Here is a 13,806-nt window from a genome sequence, read left to right on the forward strand (position 1 = left end):
TAAATGAAAATCATTTTTGTATTCATCAGCTATTCTAATTGCTAGTGGTGTTTTTTTTGTTGAATAACTATTATTCCAATCGTTTAAATAAATGGTATGTAAAACTGCATCCGTCGTGTTTTGAAATTGGATGGTTTGAGAGATTTTTATTTCCCTATTTTCTATATCAAAAGCAGCCTTTAGATCGATTTTATTCTGACCAAAGGTTGAGAAGCAGATTGCGAAGAAAATAAGACAGTAAAGAAAGCGAATTCTCAATTTTCAATAGCATTAACGGTTAATGATTTCATTTAAGGCGTTGTAATATAACAAATATATGATGGCTTGTAATTTGATTCTAGAGTAATTATACAAACATAATTATGTCCAGAATAAAAAAAGTTAAAGCCTTAAAAATTAGGGCTTAATTCAGAGTTTTTATAAAAGGAATCAAGTATAGCAATGACTTCTTCCTCTGTATCAACTAAATGGATAAGATCTAAATCTTTCGGACTTATATTTCCAAAACTATCTAAAAGTGTCTTTTTCACCCATTCCATTAGTCCTTCCCAGAAATCTGTTCCAACTAATATTATAGGGAACTTACCAATTTTATGAGTTTGAATAAGGGTTATCGCTTCAAAAAGTTCATCTAAAGTTCCAAAACCACCAGGCATAACCACAAATCCTTGAGAATATTTAACAAACATTACTTTTCTAACAAAAAAGTAATCAAAATCTAAGCTTTTATCGTTGTCAATGTAAGGATTGTCGTGCTGTTCAAAAGGTAAATCAATATTTAAACCAACGGAGGTTCCTCCGGCTAAATGTGCGCCTTTATTTCCAGCTTCCATAATTCCTGGCCCACCACCAGTAATTACACCATAACCAGCGTCAACAATACTTTTTGCGATATTCTCTGATAGTTTATAATATTTATTGTCTGGTTTTGTTCTTGCTGAACCAAAAATAGAAACGCAAGGGCCTATTTTACTCATCTTTTCAAAACCATTAACAAACTCGCCCATAATTTTAAAAATGGCCCAAGAATCGTTTGTTTTTATTTCATTCCAACCCTTGTGGTGTTGTTCTTTTCTCATAATTATTATTTTAAATAATCTTTAATTTCTTTTTTAAATATAATTGCGTCTAGCAATGCGAGCTAATTTAGTTCTTTTTTAAGGAATTTTGCAGTGTAGCTTTTTTTGTGTTTTATAATGGCCTCCGGAGGTCCTTCAACTATTATTTGTCCGCCACCTTTGCCACCTTCGTAACCAATATCAATAATATGGTCAACCGTTTTGATAACATCTAAATTATGTTCAATAATAAGTACTGTATTACCCTTGTCGGCCAACTTATTTAGCACAATCATGAGGACACGAACATCTTCAAAATGCAGTCCTGTAGTTGGTTCGTCTAGAATGTAAAAGGTATTTCCAGTGTCTCGTTTTGAAAGTTCGGTAGCTAATTTTATACGCTGCGCCTCTCCTCCTGAAAGGGTAGTGCTTTGCTGCCCTAGTGTAATATATCCTAGACCAACATCTTTAATGGTTTCTAGTTTTTTGTGAATTTTAGGAATATGCTCAAAGAACTCGACACCTTCATTCATTGTCATATTCAAAACATCACTAATATTTTTACCTTTGTAACGAATTTCCAAAGTTTCACGGTTAAAACGTTTTCCTTGGCAGGTTTCACATTCTACATAAACATCAGGAAGAAAATTCATTTCAATAACACGTAAGCCACCACCTTTGCAAGTTTCACAACGGCCGCCTTTTACATTAAAACTAAATCTACCTGCCTTATAACCACGAATCATGGCTTCAGGTATTTTAGCAAATAAGGCTCTGATTTCACTAAACGTGCCAGTATATGTAGCAGGGTTACTTCGCGGTGTTCTTCCTATTGGAGATTGGTTAATGTCAATAACTTTATCAATGTGCTCTAAACCTTTAATGCTTTTATAAGGCATTGGTCTTTTAACACCATTAAAATAATACGCATTTAAAATAGGGTATAGCGTTTCGTTAATTAGCGTAGATTTTCCACTTCCTGAAACACCTGTAACTCCAATCATTTTTGCTAATGGTAATTTAACGGACACATTTTTTAAATTGTTTCCTGTACAACCTTTAAGTTCTAAAAACTTTCCGTTTCCTTTTCTGCGTTTTGTCGGAACTTCAATTGTTTTAGTGCCGTTTAAGTAATCTGCAGTAAGTGTGTTATGTGATTTTAGTTCATCAGGATTACCAATACTAATGATTTCCCCACCATGTTTTCCTGCTTTCGGACCAATATCAATAACATAATCAGCACGTTCAATCATATCTTTATCGTGCTCCACTACGATTACTGAATTACCTATATCTCGAAGGGATATTAATGAATTAATTAGTTTTTCATTATCCCTTTGATGTAGCCCAATACTAGGTTCGTCTAATATATATAGTACGCCAACTAACTGTGAGCCAATTTGTGTGGCTAAGCGAATACGTTGTGCTTCACCACCAGATAATGATTTTGAACTTCTATTTAGTGCTAAATAATCTAGTCCAACGTCCAATAAAAATTGGAGTCTAGATTTGATTTCTTTAACAACTTCTTCAGCAATTTTTAATTGTTTTTCTGAAAGGTGATCGTTTAAATTATCGAACCAATCAGCAAGATCAACAATATCTGTATTAGCAAGTTCTGCTATGTTTTTATTATTTATTTTGAAATAAAGAGATTCCTTTTTTAGACGGGATCCTTGGCAAACAGGACATTCAACTTTGTCCATATAATCTTTGGCCCATCGTTTTAAAGATCTTGATTCAGCCGTATTATATTGATTTTCGATAAAATTGGCAACACCTTCAAAGTCTATTTTATAATCTCGGGTAACTCCCAAAGTTTTACTTTCAACTGAAAATTTATCATTGCCACCATAAAGAATAATTTGTTTTGCCTCTTCTGGAATATCTTTATAAGCATCCGTTAACTTGAAATTGAAGCGTTGTGCAATGGTTTCAAATTGTTTAAAAATCCAACTATTTTTTTGTGGTCCATGAGGCGTTAAAGCTCCAGCTTTAATGGATAACGAATCGTCCGGAATAATTTTGCTTTCATTTATTTGATAAAGTGTTCCTATACCGTTACAATTAGAACAAGCACCTTTTGGTGAATTGAATGAAAAATTATTTGGTTCTGGATTTGGATAGGAAATACCAGAAGTTGGGCACATTAAACTTCTACTGAAATAGCGCGTTTCGTTGGTGTCTTGATCGATAACTAAAAGAACATCTTCTCCATGATACATAGCGGTGTTGATAGTTTCGGTAAGGCGCTTATCATTATCAATAGTATCATTTATAACTAATCTATCAATAACAATTTCTATATCATGAGTTTTGTAACGGTCTAATTTCATGCCTTTTACAATATCTCGAATCTCACCATCGGTTCTTACTTTTACAAAACCTTGTTTAGCTATTTGTTCGAATAACTCACGATAGTGTCCTTTTCTGGAGCGGATTACAGGTGAAAGTACATTAATACGTTTTCCGTTAAAATCTTTAATAATGAGTGCTTTAATTTGCTCGTCACTATAGCTAATCATTTTGGCACCTGTATTATAACTATAAGCATCACTAGCTCTTGCAAATAATAAACGTAAGAAGTCGTATATCTCGGTAATGGTGCCTACGGTTGATCGCGGAGATTTGCTAGTTGTTTTTTGCTCGATAGCAATTACAGGGGAGAGCCCATCAATTTTATCAACATCAGGACGTTCTAATCCACCAAGGAATTGTCTGGCATAAGCCGAGAATGTTTCAATATATCTGCGTTGTCCTTCTGCATAAATGGTATCGAAAGCCAATGAGGATTTTCCACTGCCTGACAAGCCTGTTATAACTACCAGTTTTTCGCGGGGGATGGATACATCAATGTTTTTAAGATTGTGCACTCGGGCTCCTTTTACTTCAATAAAATCTGTGAATTGGCTCATAAAATCGCAAAGTTGCGAAGTTACGTTTTTTGAGCTTAAAAATGAAATGGGTTTGTCTTGTTGTTTTGTTAAATTCTACCTAAGTTTTATTTGATTTTTTCTTTAACAAAGAAACTAAAGCGGAAGGTTATAAGCTATAAACGATAAATTCAAAAATAGTAGATTACTTACGAAGGGATGGTAGCGGAAAGTCCAAATTGAGTCACGATCGAGTACTTGTAAAGCATAGTCAGGCGCCATGTGAAATTAAAATAGGTGATTGATTAAGGAGTTGTGACCACCTCCTGCCAATTGAACAGTTTAAACTTACTTCGTTCCCTTTACACCATCAATCTCTAAACCTAAAAATAAAAGTTTATGAAATGTTGGCAATTGCGCACCACTTTCAGTGATTGTCCAGTCGCTCCAGGAGGCTTCTAAACCATCAATAGGTAATATGGATGTCCACATTTTATAGGCTGTTGGTTTACCATTATCGTCTAGAATCCATAAATAGGAATCGCCAGGAGTTGAACCACCTGATGTGTAAGTTACCAGTAGGGCATCTTTGTTGTTATTAGTTTTTATGAGTCTGCGTTCTACATCTTTATCAAATACTTTATAAGGTGCTACCAACCAAAAGGAATCGTTATTAAAATATGTAATAGCTTTCTCGATAAGTTCTTGAGCTATCTCACTTTCATTCTTGAAACTATGAATGTAAGCTTTGCTTTTCGAATAATCGTTTAAATCAAGGACCACTTTGTTTGCTTTCCAAAAGACATTGCAGGTGTTGTTTACTCTATCCCATTCGTAATGGTGTCTTTTTTTGAAAGTCCACTCTATATAATTGGTAGTATTATAAGCTTCGTAAGCTAAAGCATCTAGCATTTTGTAGGCTAAGGCATCAGCTTGTTCTCCTTGCACGCCAGTTGGAATATTCTCATTATATTTAAGATATAAAAAACCAAAAAGTATAAGGGTTGGTAGTGTCAAAAAAATGATGACCCCAGCTATTATTTTTGCTATTTTTTTAGGTTTAACCGCCATGAAATGGGATTTAGTTTTGGGTTTATTGTTGGCTAAAATATTAAATAAGAATGGTTTATAGAAATAAAACTATTAAAAACCGACAGCAGTATCATCTCCTCGATAATCTGCGCCACCTTCGTATGAGTTATCATCTAAAACAAGTATTCCATCGACTTTGCCTATTACGGGTGAGTCTTTTTCGTTAATAGAATAGCCTAAAATTTCCAGTTGTTTTACTAGTTTTTTGTCAAATGCATTAGGTTCCATTCTGATTTCATCTGGTAACCATTGGTGATGGAAACGTGGTGCATCGACAGCTTCTTGCATGGTCATACCAAATTCATGAACATTTAAAATAGTTTGTAGCACCGATGTGATGATTGTTGATCCACCAGGTGTGCCAAGTGTCATATATAATTTATCGTTTTTTTCAACAATGGTTGGTGTCATTGAACTTAGCATCCGTTTTTCTGGCTGAATACTATTCGCTTCTGCACCGATAAGGCCAAACATATTTGGCTCTCCAGGTTTGCTACTAAAATCATCCATTTCATTGTTTAAAAAGAACCCAAGTTCAGAACAATATAATTTGGAACCATACGCACCATTTAATGTAGTTGTAGCGGCAATAGCATTCCCAAACTGATCTACAATAGAATAGTGTGTGGTTTCATCACTTTCTATAATTTTAATATTACCATGGCTAACATCGCTTGATAATGTTGCTTTTTCAAAAGAAAAATCAATCATTCGTCCGCTTAAATAATCGTCTTTAATTAAGGTTTCTATAGGTATTTCAACAAAATCAGAATCACCTAAATAAAAACTTCTATCAGCATAAGCGCGTCGTTCAGCTTCAGTTATAGCTTGTATAGTTTTCAATGAATTGTGCCCATATTCATCTAAATGAAACGGTTGAAGCATTGTCATTATTTGCGCTAAGCAAATACCCCCACTTGCAGGTGGCGCCATCGATATTATTTTTAAATCATCATAAGTAAATGTAATAGGAGTCCGCCATTTAGCTTTATACTTTGCTAAATCTTCTTCAGTTATAATACCACCATTATCTTGTATAAATTTGGCAAGTATTTTAGCTGTTTCACCTTTGTAAAATTCATCTCTACCATGTTTTAAAATGCGTTCTAACGTTTTGGCAAGCTCAGGATATTTTATAACATCATTGGTTTTCCATAAAGTATCCAAAATAATTGGTTGCTTATTTGCTTCAAGGAAAAGAGGTTGATATTTTTTAATCTTTTGTTCTTGCTTTTTAGTCACTGTAACACCTTTGTATGCTAAGTTTATTACAGGTTCTAAGATATCTTCTATAGGTAAAGAACCTAGTTTTTTATGCACTTCAAAAACACCGGCTATCGTACCGGGTACACCAACAGCCATGGCACCAAGTATGCTTTTATTAGGGATTACCTCTCCTAATTCATCTAAGTACATGTTTTTAGTAGCTGCTAGCGGTGCTTTTTCTCTAAAATCTATGGACCCAATATCTCCATTTGCTTTTCGGTAAACCATAAAGCCACCACCACCAATATTACCAGCAAAAGGGTAGGCTACAGCTAATGCTAGCTGGGTAGCACACATAGCATCAAAAGCGTTTCCTCCTTTTTTAAGAATGGCGCTTCCTATTTCAGAAGCTTCAGCACGAGCAGAAACCACCATGGCATGCTCTGTAATAAGGCCTTTTACAGAAGATTTATCAATTTGTTTACATGAAACAAATAGGCATAGTAGCAAGGTAATTGATAAAAAGTATTTAATCATGTAGTTCCTTATTTAAGTCTTCTAATTTTTGTTTAGAAGAAGCAATGAGTTCATCAAAAAAAGCAGAAAATTCATTTTCAAATTCTGTGTAAAATTCTTCAAGTTCAACTACGGCCTCGTTCATACTAGAACGATTCTTGGTACGTCTATTAACACCGTCTAAAACTCTTGAAATACCATCAATAGAAGCATAACTCAAAAGCCAATTATCTGCTAGCATATAAGGCATTATTTTTTGAATTCGTAAAGGGAGTAAATCGTAGTTAATTTCCAAAGAATCATAAAATTTTTCTATGTATTTGTCTAGGGGTTTATCGCTATATGATGCCCAATTTTTAGCTAAAAAGTGGTCGTAAAGAATATCTACAATAACACCAGAATAATGGCTGTATTTTTCATGAAGCCTTTTGGTACTTAGCCTAACGGTCTTGTGCGCATCTGTATAGGTGTCAATATGCCGATGCAATAATATACCAATTTGAATGTCTTTCGAGAATTTTTTATAGCGCTTGCCCTTAATGCCATCTGCAATAAAATTTCCAATTGTAACTAAATCGTTATCGCCAGATAGGTAAATATGCGCTAAGTAGTTCATTCGTGAAATTTACGAATTCCGTTTTAAGAAATCCGATTTTGAAATACTATATTTGTGTTTTAATAAAAAATATATGACACTTATAAAATCTATTTCAGGAATTAGAGGAACCATTGGCGGACAAGTAGGAGAGAACTTAACACCTATTGACGCTGTAAAGTTTGCTTCAGCTTACGGCGTATGGTTAAAACAACAACGTATTAAAGAAAACTACAAAGTAGTAGTTGGGAGAGATGCACGGATTTCTGGAAAAATGATTCAAAATTTAGTCATGAACACCTTAATTGGTTTAGGTATTGATGTGGTTGATGTAGGATTGTCTACAACACCAACTGTAGAAGTAGCAGTGCCTATGGAACATGCTGACGGTGGAATTATTTTAACCGCTAGCCATAACCCAAAACAATGGAATGCGTTAAAACTATTAAATGAAAAAGGAGAATTTTTAGATGCCGTTGAAGGCGCTAAAATTTTAGATATAGCAGAAAGTGACAACATGATTTTTGCTGATGTAGATAGCTTAGGAAAAATAACGAAGAATAAAGCTTACATAGATTTGCATATTATTGAAGTTCTAGATTTAGATTTAGTAAATGTAAAAGCTATTGAATCGGCTCGTTTTAGAGTTGTTGTAGATGGTGTGAATTCTACTGGAGGTATAGCAATTCCTTTACTTTTAGAACGGTTAGGAGTAGATGTTATTAAGTTGTATTGTGAGCCAAACGGAGAATTCCCGCATAACCCAGAGCCTTTAAAAGAGCACCTAACAGATTTGTCTGATGCCGTTAAAAAACACAAAGCCGATTTTGGTATTGTTGTAGATCCAGATGTGGACCGTTTAGCCTTTGTGGATGAACATGGTGAGATTTTTGGTGAAGAATATACATTAGTAGCCTGTGCAGATTATGTGTTGGGTATAACACCAGGAAACACGGTAAGTAATATGAGTTCTACTAGAGCATTACGCGATGTTACCGAAAAACATGGCGGTATGTACGAAGCCAGTGCGGTAGGCGAGGTGAATGTTGTAAATCTAATGAAAAAGAATAAGGTCGTTATCGGTGGCGAAGGTAATGGCGGTATTATTTACCCAGACTCACATTACGGGCGCGACGCTTTAGTTGGTGTCGCCTTGTTTTTAAGTTTACTGGCCGATAAAAATATAAGCGTAAGTGCTCTTAGAAAAACGTATCCGAGCTATTTTATGGGTAAAAAGAAAATACAATTAACACCAGGATTAGATGTTGATGGTATTCTTAAAGCCATGGAAAACCGTTACCAAAATGAGCAATTAACGACTATTGATGGTGTGAAAATCGATTTTTCAGAAAGTTGGGTACACCTTCGTAAAAGTAATACAGAACCAATTATTAGAATTTACACCGAAGCTAAATCTCAAGAGGAAGCTAATGCTTTAGGCGATAAATTCATTACAGAAATTGGTGAAATTGCTAATAGCTAGAAACGTCATTGTGAGGAGTTTCGATAATTATCTAATAACATAACAATCTTTTGAAGTTTATTAGAAGCTATTTCCCGCTTTCCATTATATCTTTTTAAAACCACGTCATTTCTAAAAGTAAGAGACGTGGTAATATGTATATAACTAGTTTTTTTTCAAAATAGCAGTGTCTCTAGTTTTAAAAAGGATGCCATTTCAATCGGGGCTAAGGTGTCCGTTATGGTTCGTTATTTCTACGAAGGCAGTAGTGGCATCATTATAGTCTATTACAATTTTAATAAAATAAGTTATTCCATATATTTGTTAGGAATAGTTACCAAAGCTTTAAAATTGATAAGATGAGTAAAATACAAGACGCCATGTTTCAAGACATTAGAAACAAAGATATATTTGAACAAACACAGCGGTATGCTTTCGAATATTTAGAAAGTGTTTTTGATAGAAATGTTTATCCAACTGAAGCTGCTATGCATGATTTGTCAAAATTTGATGAAGCGTTACCAATCACCTCAACAAAAGCCGAAAAAGTATTAAAACAATTAAATCAGTATGGTAGTCCAGCAACCACAGCAACATTAGGCGGAAGATATTTTGGCTTTGTTACAGGAAGTGCAGTTCCTATTGGTTTAGCAGCAAAAAACTTAGGAACTTTTTGGGATCAATCTCCTGCTTTAAATGTGATTTCCCCTGTAGGTAGCAAATTAGAATCTGTTGTTGAAAAATGGTTTATAGATTTATTTAACTTACCTAAACATACTTCAGCTGGTTTTGTAAGCGGAACATCTGCTGCTAATTTATGCGGTTTAGCCGCTGCTCGATATAGAATTCTTCAAAAAAACGACTGGGACATTAATGAAAAAGGACTCAGAAACGCGCCCCAAATAAGAGTTGTAACAGGTAAGCAAGCACATTCAACAGTATTAAAGGCTATAGCTGTCTTAGGATTAGGAAAAGAAAATATTGAATGGGTAGATGTGGATAATCAAGGTAGGATAATCCCAGAATTAATTCCAGATTTAGACGAAAACACTATATTAATTTTACAAGCAGGTAATGTAAACAGTGGTGCTTTTGATGATTTTGATGGTATTTGTGAAAAAGCTAAAAAGTCAAATTCTTGGATTCATATTGATGGCGCTTTTGGTTTGTGGGCAGGAGCAGTAGAAGCATTAAAGCATTTAACCAAGGGTATGGAAAAAGCAAACTCTTGGGCTGTAGATGGCCATAAAACACTAAATACACCTTACGATAGTGGAATTATTTTGTGTGCCGACAAAGAAGCCATAACCTCCGCACTCCATATGTCTGGAAGTTATATTATAGAAAGTACGGAGAGAGATGGTATGTTTTTTACACCAGAAATGTCGAGAAGGGCTAGAATAATTGAATTGTGGGCAATCATGAGATACCTTGGAAAAAATGGAATAGATGAAATGATTTTAACAATGCATAAAAGAGCAAAACAGTTCGCTAATGAAATTAACCAAATACCAGGGTTTTCTGTTGAAAATGATGTTGTTTTTAATCAAGTAATTGTTAAATGTAACTCTGATAAGCTGACAGAAAAAGTGTTGAGTAATATTCAAATGTTAAGAGAATGTTGGTTAGGTGGGTCGATGTGGTTTGGTAAAAAAGTTATGAGAGTTAGCGTGTGCTCTTGGGCTACAACTGAAAATGATATTTCTAAATCGGTTAAATCATTCGAAAAAGCTTTAGCTTTAATTGAATAAATAGTAAAATAACAATGAAAAAATAATCTTTTTAACGTCATGCTTTTCCAGAAAATCAATGAGAAGTTTAAAAAACTATTGGAGGCATCCCTTATTTAGATGAGAATTATACCGTTCTTGGAAACGTTGTAAATGGAATATCTATGTTAAATTCAATGGCCCGTAATAAAACAAATGATCTAGATAGCCTCTTAAATGATGTTATAATATTAAGTGTTACTATGGTTGAAGAAAGTCATTTTAAAATCACTACATAGAAACATTAAAAATACTTATCTTGTTCTCCACGTTGACAGACTAAAATAGCATATGAAGAAACTAGCATTACATTGGAAGATTATTATAGGAATGGTTCTCGGAATCATTTTTGGTTTTATTATGAATACCGTTGATGGCGGAAAAGGATTTGTTTCCGATTGGATTGCACCTTTTGGTACCATTTTTATCAATCTTCTAAAACTTATCGCAGTACCGTTAATTTTAGCGTCCCTGATTAAGGGAATCTCTGATTTAAAAGATATTTCTAAAATAAAATCTATGGGTTTACGCACCATTGGGATTTATATTGGTACAACTTTAGTCGCTATTGTTATTGGTTTAAGTATTGTAAATGTGGTTAAACCCGGGAAAGGTATGCCGCAAGAAACTATTGAAAAAATCAAACTTAAATACGAAAATGATGCTGGGGTAACTGATAAATTAATGAAGGCTTCTGCTCAAAAAGATGCAGGACCGTTACAATCATTGGTGGATATTTTTCCAAGCAATATATTTACATCTTTAGGTGAAGCAAAAATGCTTCAAATTATATTTTTCGCGCTCTTTGTTGGTATTTGTTTACTACTAATTGGCGAGGAAAAGGCGAAGCCACTGGTTAAGTTTTTTGACTCGCTCAATGAGGTGGTTATGAAAATGGTAGATCTAATAATGTTATTTGCGCCTTATGCTGTTTTTGCTCTTTTAGCTAATGTTATTATCGCTTTTGATGATGTTGAAATTTTAATCAAATTACTGTATTATGCTTTTTGTGTTGTTGGAGGACTCCTATTAATGATTGGTTTCTATCTAATTTTAATAAGTGTGTATACCAAAAAATCACCAATGTGGTTTTTGAAAGAAATAAGTCCTGCGCAACTTTTAGCATTTTCAACAAGTAGTAGTGCTGCAACGCTTCCTGTAACTATGGAACGTGTAGAAGAACACTTAGGTGTAGATAAAGAAGTATCGGGTTTTGTACTTCCTGTTGGTGCCACTGTAAATATGGATGGTACTAGTTTGTATCAAGGTATTGCAGCTGTATTTATCATGCAGGTTATTTGGCCTGAAGGTTTAACCTTTACAAATCAATTAGTGATTGTGCTTACAGCGCTATTAGCTTCTATTGGCAGTGCCGCAGTACCAAGTGCAGGTATGGTGATGTTGGTTATTGTATTAGAGTCTATAGGTTTTCCAGCAGAATTATTGCCTATTGGTCTAGCTCTTATATTTGCTGTTGATAGACCATTGGATATGTGTAGAACGGTTGTTAACGTAACTGGAGATGCTACTGTATCTATGATAGTGGCGAAGTCTTTGGGTAAATTACATGATCCGAAACCAAAAGAGTGGGATGATAATTATGAGGCAGTGAAGTAATACTAAGTCTAGGCGGACTCCCAAAATATATTTTGATGTGCTAAAAACCCATTGAAATGCGTATCAATAAAAAATAAGCAAAATGAACGTTTGTTTTATCATGTAATCGTGGAAGGCTATTAATCCAAATAATGATGCTTCCTTAGCTTTAATTAAATTAGGTGGTAAAAGAAAGTGATGTATGGCTATGAGTATTCCTGAAAATTTAACCATTAGAAAAATGTACTATAACTAATTGTACGGTTATTTAATTTAATAGTTTTAAATGAGTTCCAATATATCATTAACAACACCAATAGTTTCAGTTAAATGGCTTCAGGAACACTTGAATGCCGATAACCTTATTATTTTAGATGGCACAATAGTAAAATCGTTTGATGCATTGCAACAACAAATACCAAATGCACGATTTTTTGATATTAAACTAAAGTTTAGCGATACTTCAGATGCGTTCCCAAGTGCATGTCCTACTGCTTCTCAATTTCAAAAAGAAGCGAGAAAATTAGGTATCAATCAAAATAGTGCCATTGTAGTTTATGACGACAAAGGTATTTACTCAAGTGCCAGAGTTTGGTATTTGTTGAGAGCTTTTGGTTTTAATAATGTAGCTGTTTTAAATGGTGGATTTCCAGAATGGCTGAAGTCCGGATATGCAACTGAAGATACGAATCTTTATGAAGGAGGAATTGGTGATTTTGAAGCAAATTTACAGCCCAATTTCATGAAGTTTTTTGATGATATTGAAGCCAATTCTAAAAATGAAACTCATAAAATAATAGATGCACGTTCTTCGGGGCGATTTAATTGCAAAGAACCAGAACCCAAAGCAGGATTGCGCATGGGTACGGTTCCAAACTCAGTTAATTTACCTTTTACAGATTTGTTAGAAGCGGGCGTTTTAAAATCTAAAAAGGATTTAGCCAAAGCGTTTTATATGGTTGCAGAACAAGATGACCCTCTTATTTTTTCATGTGGCTCAGGTATTACAGCTTGTGTTTTGGCTTTAGGAGCAGAACTATCAGGATATAAAGATATTTCGGTTTATGATGGTTCTTGGACCGAATATGGAAGTTTAACAACAGGAGATATGGAAAACCCGTGTTAAGTAATAACGCACAAGAAAACTATTAGATAAACAATTACAGTAATTTAACGGGAAAGAATCTTTCAAATATTTTCCAGTTTAATATAAACAGTGCAATGAGAGTGTCGGGAGGATTAGATTTTATTAAGTCTCGCAACGCGATTTCTAAGGTGATTTAAATTTAATATCAATCCATTCAAACATCTTTTTATACACATTTTCTCTTACCGGTTTTTTTGAGAGAATTAAATCGTGCATGCCATTTTTTATTTCGAAAGAAGTTACATTTCCCTCAATTTTACTAGCGTAATTTCGAATGTGATTCACGTTTAATACAGCATCTCCCTCTTTAAATTTCTCAGACCAATGGTTTTCGTAGATCGATGTATTACTATACATTACAAGTAACGGAACATCTATAATGAGGTTATTCTGTATTTTTTTTTGAGCATTATATATAGCGCTAATAAAGCCTAAATTAACCTTGGGTATTTCATGGGGTTTCCATGTAAGCGAGTAGTTCCATTCACCATG

Annotated in this window: 11 protein-coding genes and 1 pseudogene; 5 read left to right on the forward strand and 7 right to left on the reverse strand. The window is 34.2% G+C overall.

All coding sequences use genetic code 11. From position 1 onward, the window contains the following. From QZ260_RS03555 to QZ260_RS03580, 6 genes are all read right to left on the reverse strand, one after another. A partial coding sequence (locus QZ260_RS03555) for a hypothetical protein (protein WP_295982805.1) occupies window positions 1-258 on the reverse strand: 258 nt, incomplete at its 3' end. Between the two features lie 131 nt (window positions 259-389). Next, on the reverse strand, window positions 390-1,079 hold the full coding sequence (locus QZ260_RS03560) for a TIGR00730 family Rossman fold protein (protein ID WP_295982806.1): 690 nt from the start codon (window positions 1,077-1,079) through the stop codon (window positions 390-392). A gap of 62 nt (window positions 1,080-1,141) precedes the next feature. Next, entirely contained in the window at window positions 1,142-3,973 is a 2,832-nt protein-coding gene (gene uvrA, locus QZ260_RS03565) for an excinuclease ABC subunit UvrA (protein ID WP_295982807.1), read from the reverse strand. 306 nt (window positions 3,974-4,279) lie between these two features. Further along, on the reverse strand, window positions 4,280-5,002 hold the full coding sequence (locus QZ260_RS03570; RefSeq protein ID WP_295982808.1) for a hypothetical protein: 723 nt from the start codon (window positions 5,000-5,002) through the stop codon (window positions 4,280-4,282). A gap of 72 nt (window positions 5,003-5,074) precedes the next feature. Beyond that, on the reverse strand, window positions 5,075-6,766 hold the full coding sequence (ggt, locus tag QZ260_RS03575; RefSeq protein WP_295982809.1) for a gamma-glutamyltransferase: 1,692 nt from the start codon (window positions 6,764-6,766) through the stop codon (window positions 5,075-5,077). Then, window positions 6,759-7,361 (reverse strand): acyl carrier protein phosphodiesterase, encoded by a 603-nt coding sequence (locus tag QZ260_RS03580; RefSeq protein WP_295982810.1) that lies wholly within the window; start codon window positions 7,359-7,361, stop codon window positions 6,759-6,761. The genes ggt and QZ260_RS03580 overlap by 8 nt, the downstream gene beginning before the upstream one ends. A 73-nt stretch (window positions 7,362-7,434) precedes the next feature. Between QZ260_RS03580 and glmM the strand changes: the two genes are divergently transcribed. The 5 genes from glmM to QZ260_RS03600 all read left to right on the forward strand — a co-directional run bounded on the left by glmM (window position 7,435) and on the right by QZ260_RS03600 (window position 13,293). Then, window positions 7,435-8,823 (forward strand): phosphoglucosamine mutase, encoded by a 1,389-nt coding sequence (glmM, locus tag QZ260_RS03585; RefSeq protein WP_295982811.1) that lies wholly within the window; start codon window positions 7,435-7,437, stop codon window positions 8,821-8,823. Window positions 8,824-9,161: 338 nt separating this feature from the next. Beyond that, window positions 9,162-10,553: an aminotransferase class V-fold PLP-dependent enzyme gene (locus tag QZ260_RS03590; RefSeq protein ID WP_295982812.1), complete on the forward strand. Its 1,392-nt coding sequence runs from the start codon at window positions 9,162-9,164 to the stop codon at window positions 10,551-10,553. Window positions 10,554-10,639: 86 nt separating this feature from the next. Next, window positions 10,640-10,810 (forward strand): hypothetical protein, encoded by a 171-nt coding sequence (locus tag QZ260_RS13175; protein WP_365969126.1) that lies wholly within the window; start codon window positions 10,640-10,642, stop codon window positions 10,808-10,810. A 52-nt stretch (window positions 10,811-10,862) separates the two neighbouring features. Then, window positions 10,863-12,188, forward strand: a complete 1,326-nt coding sequence (locus tag QZ260_RS03595) for a dicarboxylate/amino acid:cation symporter (protein WP_295982813.1) — start codon at window positions 10,863-10,865, stop codon at window positions 12,186-12,188. Between the two features lie 265 nt (window positions 12,189-12,453). Then, on the forward strand, window positions 12,454-13,293 hold the full coding sequence (locus tag QZ260_RS03600) for a sulfurtransferase (protein ID WP_295982815.1): 840 nt from the start codon (window positions 12,454-12,456) through the stop codon (window positions 13,291-13,293). A gap of 144 nt (window positions 13,294-13,437) precedes the next feature. Here the strand turns inward: QZ260_RS03600 and QZ260_RS03605 are convergent. Then, a pseudogene (locus QZ260_RS03605) lies at window positions 13,438-13,806 on the reverse strand (alpha/beta hydrolase); the annotation flags it as partial.

It is taken from the genome of uncultured Algibacter sp. (assembly GCF_905480415.1).
Lineage (GTDB): Bacteria > Bacteroidota > Bacteroidia > Flavobacteriales > Flavobacteriaceae > Algibacter_B.